We start from the raw sequence: 16,854 nt of genomic DNA, 5'->3' as shown, positions 1-16,854 counted from the left end.
TGCAATAGACATAAAAAATCCGGAACCAGTGATTGGTTCCGGATTGTCCTACAGCAGAAGGATTGGTCAATGGATCCTTAACTGATCAGCATTGCGGCAGTTGCCGGGCGTTTTTTTGTGGGCGCAGCACATGGCCGGGCCGCGGGGGATCAGATGCCGGAGCCGTCGCTCTCGCCACCTTCCTCATGCAGGCCGCACTCGCGCTTGAGGCCGAAGAAGCGGGTCTGCTCCTCGCTCATGCCGGGCTCCCACTTGGCGGTGGTGTGCACGTCGCCGACCGAGAGGTAGCCCTGCTCCCACAAGGGGTGGTAGGGGAGGTCGAACTCCTTGAAGTAGTAGAAGACGTCCTTGTTGCTCCAGTCGATCACCGGCAGGAACTTGAAGCGACCGCGCTGGATGGCCAGCACCGGCAGCTTGCCCCGGCTGCCGGACTGCTCACGGCGCAGGCCCGAGAACCAGGTGCGGGCACCCAGCTCGTTCAGGGCGCGGTCCATGGGCTCCACCTTGTTGAGCTGGTTGTAACGGGTGATCCCCTCCACCCCCTGCTCCCACAGGAGGCCGAAGCGGGCCTCCTGCCAGGCCGGGCTGAGTTCGGCCCGGTAGATCTTGAGGTTGAGCGCGAGACGCTCGGTCAGCTCGTCGATGAAACGGTAGGTCTCGGGGAAGAGATAACCGGTGTCGGTGAGCACCACGGGCACGTCGGCCCGCTCGCGGCTCACCAGGTGCAGCATGAGCGCCGCCTGGATGCCGAAACTCGACGACAGCACATGCTCTCCCGGCAGGTTGGCCAGGGCCCAGCGCACCCGCTCGGGGGCGCTCATGGCGTCCAGCTCCCGGTTGAGGGGGGCCAGCGCCTCGACCTGTTCCTCCCGGCCCAGGGCCAGGAGGGCGTCGAGGTCGAGCCGGCCGTCGGCGGTGCGCGCCAGCCGGGCTGTATCAGTCTGTTCAGGCTGCATAGAAGTCCCTCGCGGAGTCGATAACCGGGGCGATGATGCCGGCGCGAATGACAAAATCGCCGAAGCACTCGTCCGGGTTGCGTTCGCTCGCCCAGCGGCCGATCAGGGCGTCCAGTTCGGCCAGGATCTGCGGCTCGGTGATGTTCTCCAGATGCAGGCGCGGGATGCGGGTCCCCTCGAGGTTGCCCCCCAGGTGCAGGTTGTAGCGACCCGGCGCCTTGCCCACCAGACCCACTTCCGCCAGCATGGCGCGGCCGCAGCCGTTGGGGCAGCCGGTGACCCGGAAGATGATGGCGTCATCCGCCAGGCCGTGCTTGGCCAGCAGCCCCTCGATGTCGGTGACGAAGGCAGGCAGCATGCGCTCGGCCTCGGCCATTGCCAGGGGGCAGGTGGGCAGGGCCACACAGGCCATGGACTGCTTGCGCTGCTCGCTCACGCCGTCATCCAGCAGACCGTACTGGCGTGCCAGCGCCTCGATGCGAGCCTTCTCGCCGGCAGGCACGCCCGCGATGATGAGGTTCTGGTTGGCGGTGAGGCGGAAGTCCCCCTGATGCACCTTGGCGATCTCCAGCATGCCGGTCTTGAGGGGCTTGCCCGGGAAGTCCAGCAGGCGGCCGTTCTCGATAAACAGGGTCAGGTGGTGCTTGCCGTCGATCCCCTCCACCCAGCCGAAGCGATCGCCACGGCTGGTGAATTCATAGGGGTGAACCGGCCCGAACTGGATGCCGGCGCGGCTCTCCACCTCGGCCTTGAAGGCCTCGACCCCCACCCGTTCAAGGGTGTACTTGGTCTTGGCGTTCTTGCGGTTGACCCGGTTGCCCCAGTCGCGCTGGGTGCTGACCACGGCGGCCGCCACCTCCAGCACGTGGGAGAGCGGAATGAAGCCAAAGTCGCTCGCCTTGCGCGGGTAGGTGGTGGTGTCGCCGTGGGTCATGGCGAGACCGCCCCCCACCAGCACGTTGAAGCCCACCAGCTTGCCGTGATCGGCAATGGCGACGAAGTTGAGATCGTTGGCGTGGATGTCCACATCGTTGTGGGGCGGGATGACCACGGTTGTCTTGAATTTGCGCGGCAGGTAGTTGGAGCCCAGGATCGGCTCCTCGTCACCCCCCAGCTTCTCGCCATCCAGCCAGATCTCCACGTAGGCGCGGGTCTTGGGCAGCAAGTGTTCGGAGATCTTCTTGGCCCACTCGTAGGCCTCCTGGTGCAACTCGGACTCCACCGGGTTGCTGGTGCAGAGCACGTTGCGGTTCACGTCCCCCGCGGTGGCAATGGAGTCGATACCTGTGCTGTTGAGGGTCTGGTGCATCAGCTTGATGTCGCGCTTCAGTACCCCGTGGAACTGGAAGGTCTGGCGGGTGGTCAGGCGGATGCTGCCGTACATGCTGTGTTCTTCGGCGAACTTGTCGATCACCTGCCACTGGGCCGGGGTGATGATGCCGCCGGGCAGGCGGGCGCGCAGCATGACGTTGTGCAGGGGCTCCAGCTTCTGGGCGGCGCGCTCCGGACGGATGTCGCGGTCATCCTGCTGATACATGCCGTGGAAGCGGATCAGCTGGAAGTTGTCGCCGTTGAAGCCGCCGGTGAGCGGGTCCTGCAGATCTTCGGCGATGGTGCCGCGCAGGAAGTTGCTCTCGCGCTTGAGGCGTTCGTTGTCAGCCAGCGGCCCTTCGACCGGTCCCGGAATAAGTTGTTTGCTCATCAATAGACATCCCTTTGATAACGTTTGGCACGACGCAATTCGCTCAGATACTCTTCTGCTTCCTCACGGCTCTTGTGGCCGTGTTCCGCAATCACTTCCAGCAGGGCTTCCTGCACATCCTTCGCCATGTGGTTGGCGTCGCCACACACATAGAAGTGAGCGCCTGCTTCCAGCCACTGGTAGAGCTCAAGCCCTGCCTCGCGCAGGCGGTCCTGCACATAAATCTTGTTGGCCTGATCCCGGCTGAAGGCCAGGGAGATCTTGGACAGCAGGCCCGATTTCACATAACGCTGCCACTCCACCTGATAGAGGAAGTCCTGGGTGAAGTGGGGGTTGCCGAAGAAGAGCCAGTTCTTGCCCTCTGCCCCCTGTGCTTCCCGCTCCTGCAGGAAGGCGCGGAACGGGGCAATGCCGGTGCCCGGGCCGACCATGATGACGGGGGTGTCGGGATTGGCGGGCAGGCGGAAGTTGTCGTTGTGCTCCACGAACACCCGGACCTCGGCATCTTCCGGCAGACGGTCCGCCAGATAGGAGGAGGCGCCGCCGCTTCGCACTGTGCCATCTTCTTGGCGGTAGCGCACCACGCCGACGGTCAGGTGCACCTCTTCTTCCACCTCGCTCTGGGCGGAGGCGATGGAGTAGAGGCGGGGGGTGAGGGGGCGCAGCAGTGCGATCAGTTGATCGGCACTCAAGGAAGCCGGGAAGCGTTTCAGTACGTCCACCACCTGGGCGCTGGCCACCAGGGCGTTGACCTGGGCCTTGTCACCGGCCAGATCTTTCAGCGCCGCGTTGTCCGTGATCTCGGCGAGGCCAGTGATCAGGCCCCCGTGCAACCGGGTCAGCTCGTAGTGACGGGTCAGCGCCTCGCGCAGGCTGCCATGGGGGGTGGCCTCGTCACCGGTCAGACCGGTCAGGGCCAGCACTTCCCCCACGAGATCGGCGTCGTTGTCGAACCAGATGCCGAGCGCGTCCCCCGGTTGATAGGTGATGCCGGACTCTTCCAGGTTGATCTCGATGTGACGGATGTCCTTGGTAGAGTCGCGGCCGGTGATCTTCTGGTTCACCGAGAGTCTGGCCGGGAAGGGGTTCTCCTTGTTGTACTGGCTGTGGCCGACGGCGGCCTGCACCGAGCCCGCCACGCTGGCGGTCGCGGCGCCAGCAGAGAGGGTGGCGGCGACCGCCGCAACGGCCTGCTCGCCCCAGGCCTTGGCGGCATCCTGATAATCCACATCGAGGCTAGCTAGCTCATGGATGCGCTCTGCCCCTGCCTTGGCGAGGAAGCCATCGAAATCCTTGCCGGTCTGGCAGAAGAACTCATAGGAGCTGTCACCCAGCCCCAGCACGGCAAACTTGAGCCCTTCCAGCTTGCCGACCTTGCCCTTCTTGAGCTGCTCGAACAGATCGACGGCGCTCTCGGGGGGCTCCCCCTCCCCGTAAGTGCTCACTACCACCAGCAGGTGGCTCTCTTTCTTGAGCTGCTTGGGTTTGTAGTCCGCCATGGAGGTGAGGGTCACCGGCAGGCTGCGGGCCTCGGCCTGGGCCTTGATGGCGCTGGCCACGCCCTTGGCATTCCCGGTCTGGGAGCCGTAGAGAATGGTCAGGCTGCCGCCGGGAGCCGCGACTTCTGCGCCTGCGCTCGCCACGGGCTGGACGCCCGCCTGGGAGAGGCCGTAGAGATAACCGCTGACCCAGGCCAGTTGCTGGGTATTGAGGGTGGTGAGAACTTGGTTGAGCTGGCGCTGCTGTTCGTCAGAGAGCGGGCTCAGGGGGGGGGCTGTCAATGGCATCACACATGTCTTCCATGGTCTGATTTTTGGTCAGGGTAAGGGGTGTAATGAATAACAACAAAGAATAAAAATATCTTCTTTATGCGATTTATGAATTTATAAAGCCAAAATCCATCTCAGCCCCGGTGCGCCCGTGATATAAAAATGGCCTTGCCGAGCCCCCTGTCCCGGGGATCTCTCATGCCTCAAGGAGCAACCATGTCCCGTCTCTATCATGTCAACGCCTTCAGCCATCACCCCTTCGCAGGCAACCCCGCCGTGGTGGTGCTGGGGGAAGCGCGGCCCGACGCCGAGCAGCAGGCCATGGCGGCGGAGTTCAACCTCTCTGAGAGCGCCTTTCTGACCCAACTGGGAGAGGGGCATTACGGGTTGCGCTGGTTCACCCCGCAAGTGGAGGTGGACTTGTGCGGCCATGGCACCCTGGCGGCGGCCCATGTGCTGTGGCGGACGGGGGCGGTGGCCGAAGATCAGCCTATCCGCTTCGCGACCCGCAGCGGCGAGCTGGTGGCCAGGCGCGAAGAGAGCTGGATCTGGCTCGATTTTCCGCGCATTGCCCTGGCGCCGCTCATTCTGGAGCCGGCCTATGGGGTTGCTCTTGGCTGCCAGCCGCTGCAAACCCTGGCGGCCGGGGCCAAGTTCCTGCTTGAGCTCGCCAGCGAGGAGGCGGTCCGCGCGCTCACCCCCGATTTTCACGCCCTGCGGGCGCTGCCGGGCCGGGGGATCATGGTGACGGCGCCATCGAGCCGGAAGGAGGACGACTTCGTCTCCCGCTATTTCGCCCCCTGGGTCGGGGTGGACGAGGATCCGGTGACCGGCTCCAACCACTGCGCCCTGGTGCCCTTCTGGGCCGAACGGCTCGGCAAGCAGCAATTGCGGGCCCGCCAGATCTCGGCCCGGGGTGGGGATCTCAGGCTGGAATTGCAGGAGGGGCGGGTGCTGATGGCGGGCCGGGCACTGACCCTGTGGCAGGGGGAGTGGCTGCTGCCGCCGGCCTGATAAGCGGCAAGTTGGTGGCGTATTGAAGGTTCGCCACCGGTTGTGTCCGTCATAAAAAACGCCCCGCAATTGCGGGGCGTTTTGATTGCCATGGACGGCAGCGTTTTGCTGCGGCCCTGTTTCTGCGGCGCTTACTTTTGTGGACGCAAGGCCGGGAACAGAATGACGTCGCGGATGGTGTGGCTGTTGGTGAACAGCATCACCAGACGGTCGATACCGATACCCTGACCGGCGGTCGGCGGCAGACCGTGTTCCAGCGCGGTGACGAAGTCGGCGTCGTAGAACATGGCTTCGTCGTCCCCTGCGGCTTTCTGGTCAACTTGAGCCTGGAAGCGCTCGGCCTGATCTTCCGCATCGTTCAGCTCGGAGAAGCCGTTGGCCAGCTCGCGGCCGCCGATGAAGAATTCGAAGCGGTCGGTGACGTCCGGGTTCTGGTCGTTGCGACGGGCCAGCGGAGAAACGGCGGCCGGGTACTCGGTGATGAAGGTCGGTTGCAGCAGCATGTGCTCCACGGTCTCTTCGAAGATCGCTGTGATCACGTGGCCCAGTTCCCAGCTCTTCATCAGCTCGATGTGCAGGCGCTTGGCGACGGCGGTGGCCTTCTCCAGGGTCGCCAGATCGTCACGGGTCACATCCGGGTTGTACTTCAGGATGGAGTCAACCATGGAGAGACGCTGGAACGGCTGACCGAAATCGATGGTCAGACCCTCTTCGCCCTCTTTGGCGTAACGGATCCTGGTGTCGCCCAGGATGTCTTGCGCCAGGGTGCGCAGCATCTCTTCGGTGAGATCCATCAGGTCGATGTAGTCGGCGTAGGCCATATAGAACTCGAGCATGGTGAACTCGGGGTTATGGCGAACGGAGATACCTTCGTTACGGAAGTTGCGGTTGATCTCGTAGACACGCTCGAAACCACCGACCACCAGACGCTTCAGATAGAGTTCCGGAGCGATACGCAGGTACATGTCGATGTCCAGCGCATTGTGGTGGGTGATGAACGGACGAGCAGAGGCGCCACCCGGGATGACCTGCATCATGGGGGTTTCCACTTCCATGAAGCGCTTGTCGTTCAGGAACTTGCGGATGCCGGCCACGACCTTGGTACGGGTCACGAAGGTCTTGCGGGACTCTTCGTTGGCGATCAGGTCCAGGTAACGCTGGCGGCAGCGGGCTTCCTGGTCGGTCAGACCCTTGTGCTTCTCGGGCAGCGGGCGCAGGGCCTTGGTCAGCAGGCGGATGGTGGAGACGTGTACGGAGAGCTCACCGGCGTTGGTGCGGAACAGGGTGCCCTCGACACCGACGATGTCACCCAGATCCCACTTCTTGAACTGCTCGTTGTAGAAGCCTTCCGGCAGATCGTCACGGGTCACGTAGATCTGGATCTTGCCAGCCATGTCCTGCAGGGTCGCGAAAGACGCCTTGCCCATGATCCGGCGGGTCATGATGCGACCGGCAATCTTCACCTGTTTACCCAGGGCGACCAGCTCGTCATTGCTCTTGTCGCCGAATTCGGCGTGCAGATCGCCGGAGAGGCTGTCACGACGGAAGTCGTTGGGGAAGGGGTTGCCCTGGGCGCGCAAGGCGGCCAGCTTGGAGCGACGCTCAAGCATCTCGTTGTTCAGTTCGAGAGTCTGGTCGACTTCCGGGGTGGTGGTTTGTTCAGACATGGTGATTCCTGCTGCTCTGTTTACAGGCCTGATTTCAGGCTGGCTTCGATAAACTTGTCCAAGTCGCCGTCGAGTACCGATTGGGTATTGCGGGTTTCGACGCCGGTGCGCAGATCCTTGATACGGGAATCATCCAGTACGTAGGAGCGGATCTGGCTGCCCCAGCCGATGTCGGACTTGGTCTCTTCGAGGGCTTGCTTCTCAGCGTTCTGCTTTTGAATTTCCAGCTCGTAGAGCTTGGCCTTCAACTGCTTCATACACTGATCTTTGTTCTTGTGCTGGGAACGGTCGTTCTGGCACTGCACCACCACGCCGGTCGGCACGTGGGTGATACGCACCGCGGACTCGGTCCGGTTGACGTGCTGACCACCCGCACCGGAGGCTCGGTAGACGTCGATGCGAAGATCAGCCGGGTTGATCTCGATCTCGATGTCATCATCGATCTCGGGGTAGACGAACACGGAGCAGAACGAGGTGTGGCGACGGCCGCCGGAATCGAACGGCGACTTGCGTACCAGGCGGTGCACGCCGGTCTCGGTGCGCAGCCAGCCGAAGGCATACTCGCCGGTGAACTTGATGGTGGCGGACTTGATGCCGGCCACGTCGCCCTCGGAGCATTCGATGAGCTCGGGCTTGTAGCCATGGGCATCGCCCCAGCGCAGGTACATGCGCAGCACCATGTTGGCCCAGTCCTGGGCCTCGGTGCCACCGGAACCGGACTGGATGTCGATGTAGCAGTCGGAACCGTCGTGCTGACCGGAGAACATGCGACGGAACTCGAGATCCACCAGCTTGGCCTCCAGCTCGTCCGCTTCGACCACGGCTTCGTTGAAGGTCTCTTCGTCTTCACCTTCGACGGCCAAGCTGACCAGCATCTCGACGTCATCGACGCCCTGGGTCAGGGTATCGATGGTGCTGACGACGTTCTCCAGGGAGACACGCTCTTTGCCCAACGCCTGTGCGCGCTCGGGTTCGTTCCAGACATCCGGCTGTTCCAGCTCGGCATTGACCTCTTCTAGACGCTCTTTCTTGGCGTCATAGTCAAAGGTACCCCCTAAGCAGCTCGGTCCTCTCAGACAGCTCCTTAAGCTTGTTTAATACAGGATTGACTTCAAACATCGTGAAAACTCTCGGGGTCGATGTGATTTAAAAACGGGATATTCTAGCCAATTGCAGAAGGAATAAACAGGGTTGGCTGGCACCGCTCTTTTTCCTGCTCCAATTTTCCGCAGCATTTTTAAAATTTCCGCGTAAAATATCGTCACTCACGCCATTCTCCGCTTCAGTTTTGCGCGGATTGGCCGCTAACAACACACAGTGCCACGCACTCCCGATTGATCCTGTTCCCGACCCCCACAAGAAGAAAACACGATGAAAAACCTATCACTCAAGCAGAAGATACTGTTGTCTGTGGTCATCGCCTTGTCACTGGTGATCCTGCTGCTCTCCTGGCAGAGCTACACCAGCCAGAAGTCCATGCTGCTGCAAGGCAGTCAGGAACAGGTGCAACGCCTTGGCAGCCAGCAGGCCGCCAGCGTCAGCGACTGGCTCGCGGCCCGTCGTGACGTTATCCAGGCCCTTGGCAACAAGGCCGGTGCCGAGCCCCTCAACGCCCTGCAACAGGCCCAGGTGTCCGGCCGTTTCCAGCTCACCTATTTTGGTGAGGGCAGCGGCAAGATGAACGACTCCGACCCCTCCATCAACCGCGACGGTTACGATCCCCGCTCCCGTGGCTGGTATCAGGAAGCCATGGCCAAGGGCGGCATGATCGTCACCAAACCCTACCTCGACGTGGCCTACAACATCCTGGTGGTGACCCTGGCCCAGCCAGCCCAGGGCGGCGTGGTGGGGGGGGATCTCTCCATCGCCTCCCTGGTGGATGACATCACCAAGATGAAGCTGCCGGCGGACGGCTTCGCCATCCTGATGCACAAGGATGGTACCGTCATCGCCTACAAGGATGCGGCCAAGGCGATGAAGCCAGCCAGCGAGATCGACAACGATCTGACCAATGCCCTGATCGAGCAGAGCAAGGCGAGCAACAGCCTGGTGCCTGCTTTCTTCGACAATGAGGGGCGTGACAAGCTGCTGTGGGCGACGGACATTCCGGACACCGACTGGGAGCTGGTGCTGGTACTGGACAAGAGCACCCTGGAGGCGCCGCTCTCCTCCCTGCTGATGACCCAGCTCGGCCTGGCCCTGCTGGTGCTGGTGGGCAGCATCCTGGCCATCTCCTGGCTGGTCAGCCTGCTGCTCGGCCCCCTCACCAAGGTGTCCCAGGCCCTGGCCCGCATCGCAGACGGTAACGGCGATCTGACCCAGCGCATCAAGATCGACGCCAATGACGAAGTGGGCCAGCTCGCCGGCAGCTTCAACCGCTTCGTGGGCAGCCAGCATCAGCTCATCGCCAACATCCGTCAGCTTGCCAACGAGCTGAACGCCGATGCCGAACGCAGTCTGGTGACCAACCAGGCCGCGGTGGAAGAGCTGCAGCGCCAGCAACAGGAGGTGACCATGGTCGCCACCGCCGTCACCGAGATGGCAAGTGCCACCATGGAGATCGCGGGCAACGCCGAGAACACCGCTGCCGCCGCCCAGCAATCCGCCCAGAGCAGTGAACAGGGCAAGATCCTGGTGAACCAGACTCGCCAGTCCATCAACAACCTGGCCGAGGAAGTGGGGCAGGCGACCGGCGTCATCGGCGAGCTGAGCCGTCACGCTCAGGCCATCTCCGGCATCCTCTCCACCATCCAGGGCATCGCCGAGCAGACCAACCTGCTGGCGCTGAACGCGGCCATCGAAGCGGCCCGTGCCGGCGAACAGGGCCGCGGTTTCGCCGTGGTGGCGGACGAGGTGCGGGTGCTGTCGCGCCGTACCCAGGATTCCACTCAGGAGATCCAGTCCACCATCGAAACCCTGCAACAGACCACGGCCCGCGCGGTGAGCCTGATGCAGACCAGCCAGGGGCTGGCGGACAACAGCGTGAAGGATGCCGACGCTGCCGCTGCGGCCCTGGAGGAGATCACCCAGGCCGTCAGCCTCATCTCCGACATGGCGGGCCAGATCGCCACCGCCGCCGAGGAGCAGACCCAGGTGACCGGTGAAATCACCCAGAACACCACCGCCATCAAGGATGTGAGCGACGAGATCACCGCTTCCGCCATGCGCGACCTGGATCAGGCGCACAACCTCAAGGGGCGTGCCACCAACCTGAACCAGCAGGTGTCGACCTTCATTTTGTAAGGAAGGTCAGGCCGCAGTCCTACCGTGGCGTCAGTAAAAAGCCCCGCACCTTGGTGCGGGGCTTTTTGTTGCCTGTCGTCGGCCCCTTGGTGAGGGTCGGGGCAGCGTCCAGGGGCCAGCAAGCAAAGAGCCCACCGCAAGGTGGGCTCTGTCATACGGGGCCTGCGTCCGGGATCACAGGAAGGGCAGGGCCAGGAACAGCTTGATCACCACAGCGTTGATGATGTCGATGAAGAAGGCTCCGACCATGGGCACCACCAGGAAAGCCAGGTGGGAGGGGCCGAAGCGCTGGGTAATGGCCTGCATGTTGGCAATGGCCGTGGGGGTGGCGCCGAGGCCGAAGCCGCAGTGACCCGCCGCCAGCACGGCCGCATCATAGTTGCGCCCCATGACCCGGAAGGTGACGAAGATGGCGTAGAGCGCCATGGCCACCGTCTGCACGGCCAGCAGGATGAAGATGGGCAGGGCCAGGCTTGCCAGTTCCCACAACCTGAGGCTCATCAGCGCCATGGCGAGGAAGAGCGACAGGCTGACGTTGCCGAGCAGGGAGACCTCGCGGTCGCTCACTTCGTGCCAGTTGAGCAGGGTGAGCAGGTTGCGCAGCAGCACGCCGACAAAGAGCACGCAGACGAAGATCGGCAACTCGAAGACGCCGCCCTTGAGGTAGAGGGCCAGCATTTCGCCCCCTTTCAGGCTGATGGCGATGAGTGCCAGGGTCTCGATCAGGCTGAAGGTGGTGAGCGGGCGCTCCATGTCCGGCATCTCGAAGCCCTGGGGGGCGCCGTCACGGTTGTGCTCCTCACCGGGTACCTGCACCTTCTTCACCAGATAACGGGCCACCGGGCCGCCGATGAGGCCCCCCAGCACCAGGCCGAAGGTGGCACAGGCTATCGCCAGCTCGGCGGCGGATTGCACGCCGTACTTCTCGGTGAAGATGGAGCCCCAGGCCGCCCCGGTGCCGTGGCCGCCGGAGAGGGTGATGGAGCCGGCCAGCAGCCCCATGTGGGGATCCAGCCCCAGCAGGGTGGCCAGACCCACCCCCAAGCTGTTCTGCACCAGCAGCAGGCCGGTGACCACCAGCAGGAAGGTGGCCACCGCCTTGCCGCCGCGCTTGAGGCTGCCCAGATCGGCGGAGAGGCCGATGGAGGCAAAGAAGGTCAGCATCAGGGCCGTCTGCAGGCTGGTATCAAATTGCAGTTCGATCTGCAGGGTGGAACGCAGCACCAGCAGCACCAGGGCAACCACCAGGCCACCGGCCACGGGTTTGGGGATGTTGAAAGTGCGCAGGGGTCCTATCTTGTTGACCAGCAGGCGGCCAAGCAGCAGCACCAGGGTCGCGGCGACCAGGGTGGCGTAGGCATCAAGTTGTAGCATTCAGTGCTCCCATGTTGATCGGCTGTGTCTTTGGCGAGAAAGACTCACGGATCCAGCCGGGATGAAACAGAGTGGCGAACGCGCCAGTGACAGAGGGGCCGCAGCCCCGTCCCTCTGCAAAAGAGGGGGTCGACACGAGCCCGTGTTCGTCGGGCGTCCAGATGAGATTTGTGAAAAATCCGCCGGATACTAGCAAAAAACACCAAGTACATCCACATATGTCACATTAATGATTAAAACATGGTGTTAACATGGCATTTAAAACTGCCTTGCCGAGTGTGCTCCGGATCGCAACAATGCTGCTGCCGCTGTCATTTGCAGCGGCACTCTTTATAATTCGCCCGGTTCCGCCCCCACGGGAGGACACAGACCCTCAAGAGGTCTGCTGATGATCGATATTGAGCCCGCCCGCACCATCTGAAGGACGGGGGCTGTATCGGTTGAGCCCTGTTTGATTTGCCGGTTTCCAGTCCAGAGAGAGGAGAGGGTGTGAAGAAGTCCATCTACATTGCCTACACAGGCGGCACCATAGGGATGCAGCGTTCCGACCACGGTTATGTACCGATGGCGGGCTTCATGGAGGACTGTCTGGCACGGATGCCCGAGTTCCATCGACCGGAAATGCCCGATTACCATATCCACGAATATGCCCCCCTCATCGACTCTTCCGACATGACGCCGGCAGACTGGCAGCGCATCGCCGAGGATATCAAGGGCAACTACGACAAGTACGACGGTTTCGTCATTCTGCACGGCACCGACACCATGTCGTTCACCGCGTCTGCGCTCTCCTTCATGCTCGAAGATCTGCACAAGCCGGTCATCATCACCGGCTCCCAGATCCCTCTGGCCGAGCTGCGCTCGGACGGTCAGCAGAACCTGCTCAACGCCCTCTATATCGCGGCCAACTACCCGATCCACGAGGTGACGCTCTTCTTCAACAACCAGCTCTATCGCGGCAACCGCAGCAAGAAGGTGCATGCCGACGGCTTCCACGCCTTCGACTCGCCCAACTACCCGCCCCTGCTCAATGCCGGTATTGCCATCTCCCTGGAGGCAGGTGAGCTGGGCGTGCCGTGCGATCGCCCCCTGGTGCTGCACGACATCACCCCCCAGCCCATCGGGGTGGTGACCCTCTATCCGGGGATATCGGCGGAGGTGATAGCGAACATCCTGCAACAGCCGGTGCGTGCGCTGATCCTGCTCTCCTTCGGGGTGGGCAATGCGCCCCAGAACCCGGCCATGCTGGCGCTGCTCTCCGAGGCATCTGCCCGGGGCGTCATCATCGTCAACCTGAGCCAGTGCCTGCACGGCAAGGTCAACATGGGGGGCTATGCCACCGGCAACGCCCTCTCCCGTGCGGGAGTCATCTCGGGCTTTGACATGACCGCCGAGGCGGCGCTCACCAAGCTGCACTTCCTGCTGAGCCAGGATCTGCCGGCGCCGCGCATCCGCGAGCTGATGCAGCAGTCTCTGCGGGGTGAACTGACCCCCTGACTTTCCCTCCCACCCTAACCCTCTCCCAGCGGGAGAGGGGATAGATCGAGGTGGCGAGGTTTGCCATGAAGATCGCCGGCAGGTGGCCCGCTGACTGCTCGCAGGTGCGTGCCAGCGCCCTTCTCCCCTGGTGCGAGAAGGGCCGGGGATGAGGGGGATGAGGGGGATTAGTCATCCTGCATAGAGAGGAAAAAAAGAGGGGAGCCATGATGGCTCCCCTCTTTCGTTTCGTTACCGCGATAGGTGACGTGCGGCCTGCCTCAGTGGCTAAGGTGCGACCCGCACAATCTCTTCCTCGTCGCGATACTGACGCTTGAGCTCGCTCTTGCTCTTCATCACGATCTCGCCGTCACGGCCGATGTTCATGTGCTCGGGGTTCTCAAGGTGCATCGCCTGCCAGGCCATCACGGCCTGCAGGGAAGTGGCCTTCTGCTCCTCGGTGAGGGGCTTGCCATCCGGCCATTTGCCGAGCTCGACCGCAGTCTTGAGCCGCTCGTACACCTCTTTGGGCATCTGGGCTATCGCTTGTTGAAACGTCACTTGCTGAGACGACATCCGGCCTCTCCTTGAAAATTGAGCCATGAACACGGGTTCAGGCGGGCAGATCCTGTCGGACTATACCGGCAGATCCTGGCGGACTGCGCCAGCCATCTGCTCCATCACCCGTACTACCTGACAACTGTACCCGAACTCGTTGTCATACCACACGTAGAGCACGCAATGATCCCCCTCGGCGATGGTGGCCTGGGAGTCGACGATGCCCGCAAAACGGGAGCCCACCATGTCGGAGGAGACCAGCTCGGTGCTGGCGCTGAAGTCGATCTGGCGATGCAGGGCCGAGCTCAGTGCCATCTGCTGCAGATAGGCGTTGAGGCTCTCCCGATCGGTGGTCTGTTCCAGCGACAGGTTGATGATGGCAAGCGACACGTTGGGGGTAGGCACCCGGATGGCGTTGCCGGTCAACTTGCCCTTGAGCTCCGGCAGCGCCTTGGCCACCGCCTTGGCGGCACCGGTGCTGGTCATCACCATGTTGAGGGCTGCGCTGCGACCGCGGCGCTCGCCTTTGTGATAGTTGTCGATGAGGTTCTGATCGTTGGTATAGGAGTGGACCGTCTCCACGTGGCCGTGGCGGATGCCGTACTTGTCCTGCATCACCTTGAGCACCGGGGTGATGGCGTTGGTGGTGCAGGAGGCGGCGGAGACTATCTTGTCATCCGGACCTATCACCTCGTGGTTGACCCCGAACACCACGTTCTTCATCTCCCCCTTGCCGGGGGCGGTCAGCAGCACACGGGCGGCGCCGCGCGCCTTGAGGTGCTCGGACAGGCCCGCCTCGTCACGCCAGACGCCGGTGTTGTCAACGATCAGCGCATTGTCGATGCCGTAGGCGGTGTAGTCGATGTCGGCCGGGCTGTTGGCGTAGATCACCTGGATGAAGGTGCCGTTGGCGATGATGGCGCTGCGTTCCACATCCACCTCGATGGAGCCGTTGAAGGGGCCGTGCACCGAATCGCGGCGCAGCAGGCTGGCACGCTTCTCCAGATCCCCGTCGCGACCGCCGCGCACCACGATGGCGCGCAGGCGCAGGGAGTTGGCGGCGCCGGTGCGCTCGATGAGCAGACGGGCCAGCAGGCGACCAATGCGGCCGAAGCCGTAGAGCACCACGTCGGTCGGGGCGGGCACGGCACTTCGGTTCAGGGCCGGTGCCAGCTTGGCACGCAGATAGTCCTCGATGCCGGCTTCATCCTGGTGATCCTGCCAGTAGCCCACGGCCAGTTTGCCGAGATCGACTTCGGCGGCGGTGGGGTTCAGGGCGACGATGGCGCGCAGGAGAGGGAAGCTTTGCTGGATGGGCAGCGGGGTGCCCTGGTGGCGGCGAACGACCCGGTGGGCCTTGAGGATATCGATGGTGGAGGCGTTTTGCAGCGGGCGTCCGTAGAGGGTGATCTCTATCCCTTGCTGTCGGTAGAGACGACCTATCAAGGGTTGCATGGCTTCGGCGAGCTCCTGGCTCTCCTGCCACGCCTGCAAGTAGTGCTCGTGGGTCATTAACCAGATCCTTTTATTTCACGTTGTTGAAGCAAGTTGCCTGGGCAAATTGAAATTCGTCGAAGGCAGATCAGTGTAGGGCTGATGGTTTCGTTATATTATTCTGCAATCGCGGCCTTATACGGCGCGCGCATTGTAATGGATATGTAGCCTGTTTGCTAGTTGGCGGTGGCCGGTGCGGGTTGCGATTGTTATCAACCAGATGTGAACCATGACCCTATTCTCACAGCGTCCGTTACTGCTTTCCCTCGCTTGTTGCCTGACGTTGACGGCCTGCGACGACGACAGGATCCACAACATCTGCTCCCAATATCCCGCCCTGTGCGCGGACCTGGTGGACGACGGCTGGTGTCGCTATGAGCGCAGCGACGTCATTCGCGGTCGTTACTATCTCCAGGAAGAGGGGACGGACAGGCGCAAGTACGATCTGATGCGCGGCCTGGAGCGTTATCTGCAGTGCGCCGAGCACTCCACCAATATCGAGTACAAGCGGGCCAGGGAGCAGAAGAGCCCCAGAGTGGAAGGGATGCTGGCCGCCGGCCGTCAACTGGAGCAACTGGATGCTCAGACCCTGGGTTCCCGGGATCCCTACCTGCTGCTCTGGCACTGGACCAACAACACCAGTCCCGAGGCCCGCACCAGCTTCCTCGCGCAGGAGGGGACGCCGAGCCTCGAGGAGCCCGAGCTGCAACTGGCGCTCGGCGGCATTTATGCCAAGAGCGAGCCCGAGAAGGCCATCAGGCTGATGCACCATGCGCTCTCCCTCTATCGGGAGGGGGACAAGGTCAACAGCCGGATCCTCACCGCCCTCAGCACCCTCTACATGGGGCAGAAGCGATTTGATCAGGCCTATCTGTGGGGCAAGGTGAGCGAGTCATTCCAGGAGAGCCCCGAGGTCTCCGCCACCCGGCTCGGCATTTACCATGCCATCGGCAAGGAGGAGCAGGAGACGCTGGACGACCAGGCGGCCACCATCGTCGATGCACTCAGGCAGGGGAGCTACCGCACACCATGAATCCGACCCTGTCAGAAGCCCGGGAGTGGGCCCATCCCTTCGATATCCGTCTCGTACACGGCCAGATCCGCGGCGAGGACAGGGTGCTTGAACGGGCCACGGTGAGGGCCGTGGTGATGCGTGGTGATCGACTGCTGCTGGTGCACTCCCGCGTCAATGGGGATCTCATGTTCCCCGGGGGCGGCATCGAGCACGGGGAGGCGCACGATGCAGCCCTGGCCCGGGAGCTGCGGGAAGAGTGTGGCGCCGAGCTGGTGGCCGTGGGCCCCCTGCTGGGAGAGACCCGGGAGTATCGTGCCGCGCGCGAGCCGGATTACGATGCCTACTGCATCCGATCGTCCTATTACCTCTGCCGGGTCGGGGAGGACTGGAGTGCACCGCGCCCCCAGCCCTACGAGATCCGGCTCGGCTTTACGCCGGGCTGGTTCCCCCTGGCCGAGGCACTGCAAACCAACAAGACCCAGCTGGCGGGTCCCTGTCCCCAGTGGACGGCGCGAGAGACCCGGGTGCTGGCAGAGTTGCACCGCTGGCAAGCGTCCGGCTTGCTGACCTGACAAGGCCGCTTGCC

At 62.8% G+C, this 16,854-nt stretch carries 13 protein-coding genes; 5 read left to right on the top strand and 8 right to left on the bottom strand.

Features of this window, described 5'->3' with window-relative positions:
• Positions 1-149: 149 nt before the first annotated feature.
• The 3 genes from AB5Y50_RS20595 to AB5Y50_RS20585 are packed head-to-tail and all read right to left on the bottom strand — an operon-like array spanning position 150 to position 4,445.
• On the bottom strand, positions 150-956 hold the full coding sequence (locus AB5Y50_RS20595; RefSeq protein WP_010675432.1) for a phosphoadenylyl-sulfate reductase: 807 nt from the start codon (positions 954-956) through the stop codon (positions 150-152).
• The gene (gene cysI, locus AB5Y50_RS20590) at positions 946-2,658 is read right to left on the bottom strand and encodes an assimilatory sulfite reductase (NADPH) hemoprotein subunit (protein ID WP_052816093.1); all 1,713 of its coding nucleotides are present in this window, start codon (positions 2,656-2,658) and stop codon (positions 946-948) included. Before cysI ends, AB5Y50_RS20595 begins: the two co-directional genes overlap by 11 nt.
• On the bottom strand, positions 2,658-4,445 hold the full coding sequence (locus tag AB5Y50_RS20585) for an assimilatory sulfite reductase (NADPH) flavoprotein subunit (protein WP_052816091.1): 1,788 nt from the start codon (positions 4,443-4,445) through the stop codon (positions 2,658-2,660). Before AB5Y50_RS20585 ends, cysI begins: the two co-directional genes overlap by 1 nt.
• Positions 4,446-4,643: 198 nt before the next feature.
• Here AB5Y50_RS20585 and AB5Y50_RS20580 point away from each other — a divergent pair, with 198 nt between their 5' ends.
• Positions 4,644-5,441 (top strand): PhzF family phenazine biosynthesis protein, encoded by a 798-nt coding sequence (locus tag AB5Y50_RS20580; RefSeq protein ID WP_080990041.1) that lies wholly within the window; start codon positions 4,644-4,646, stop codon positions 5,439-5,441.
• 131 nt (positions 5,442-5,572) lie between these two features.
• Here the strand turns inward: AB5Y50_RS20580 and lysS are convergent, their stop codons facing one another.
• Positions 5,573-7,051, bottom strand: coding sequence for a lysine--tRNA ligase (lysS, locus tag AB5Y50_RS20575; protein WP_235687612.1), 1,479 nt, complete (start codon positions 7,049-7,051; stop codon positions 5,573-5,575).
• A 77-nt stretch (positions 7,052-7,128) separates the two neighbouring features.
• Positions 7,129-8,227, bottom strand: a protein-coding gene (prfB, locus tag AB5Y50_RS20570) for a peptide chain release factor 2 (RefSeq protein ID WP_102948437.1) whose coding sequence is annotated in 2 segments (ribosomal slippage) — positions 7,129-8,151 and positions 8,153-8,227 — 1,098 coding nt in all. Because the reading frame shifts where the segments join, the coding sequence is not laid out codon by codon here.
• Between the two features lie 252 nt (positions 8,228-8,479).
• Between prfB and AB5Y50_RS20565 the strand changes: the two genes are divergently transcribed.
• The gene (locus AB5Y50_RS20565) at positions 8,480-10,351 is read left to right on the top strand and encodes a methyl-accepting chemotaxis protein (protein WP_041215693.1); all 1,872 of its coding nucleotides are present in this window, start codon (positions 8,480-8,482) and stop codon (positions 10,349-10,351) included.
• A 174-nt stretch (positions 10,352-10,525) separates the two neighbouring features.
• On the opposite strand, the gene gltS is transcribed toward AB5Y50_RS20565, so the two are convergent.
• Positions 10,526-11,725 (bottom strand): sodium/glutamate symporter, encoded by a 1,200-nt coding sequence (gltS, locus tag AB5Y50_RS20560; RefSeq protein ID WP_041212483.1) that lies wholly within the window; start codon positions 11,723-11,725, stop codon positions 10,526-10,528.
• Positions 11,726-12,214: 489 nt separating this feature from the next.
• Here gltS and ansA point away from each other — a divergent pair, with 489 nt between their 5' ends.
• The gene (ansA, locus tag AB5Y50_RS20555) at positions 12,215-13,222 is read left to right on the top strand and encodes an asparaginase (RefSeq protein WP_010675424.1); all 1,008 of its coding nucleotides are present in this window, start codon (positions 12,215-12,217) and stop codon (positions 13,220-13,222) included.
• A gap of 267 nt (positions 13,223-13,489) precedes the next feature.
• Here ansA and AB5Y50_RS20550 read toward each other — a convergent pair whose 3' ends face one another.
• Positions 13,490-13,777, bottom strand: coding sequence for a YeaC family protein (locus tag AB5Y50_RS20550; protein WP_052816085.1), 288 nt, complete (start codon positions 13,775-13,777; stop codon positions 13,490-13,492).
• 60 nt (positions 13,778-13,837) lie between these two features.
• A complete protein-coding gene (locus tag AB5Y50_RS20545; protein ID WP_052816084.1) occupies positions 13,838-15,271 on the bottom strand; it encodes a glyceraldehyde-3-phosphate dehydrogenase in 1,434 nt (477 codons plus the stop codon).
• 211 nt (positions 15,272-15,482) lie between these two features.
• Between AB5Y50_RS20545 and AB5Y50_RS20540 the strand changes: the two genes are divergently transcribed.
• On the top strand, positions 15,483-16,286 hold the full coding sequence (locus AB5Y50_RS20540) for a DUF2989 domain-containing protein (RefSeq protein ID WP_052816082.1): 804 nt from the start codon (positions 15,483-15,485) through the stop codon (positions 16,284-16,286).
• Positions 16,283-16,840 carry an NUDIX domain-containing protein gene (locus AB5Y50_RS20535; RefSeq protein ID WP_048207040.1) on the top strand — a complete coding sequence of 186 codons (558 nt, stop codon included), beginning with the start codon at positions 16,283-16,285 and terminating at the stop codon, positions 16,838-16,840. Before AB5Y50_RS20540 ends, AB5Y50_RS20535 begins: the two co-directional genes overlap by 4 nt.
• The last annotated feature ends 14 nt before the right edge of the window (positions 16,841-16,854 follow it).

The organism is Aeromonas sp. s6 (assembly GCF_040907815.1).
Classification (GTDB): domain Bacteria; phylum Pseudomonadota; class Gammaproteobacteria; order Enterobacterales; family Aeromonadaceae; genus Aeromonas; species Aeromonas caviae.
This window is presented reverse-complemented; position numbering and strand designations above follow the sequence as displayed.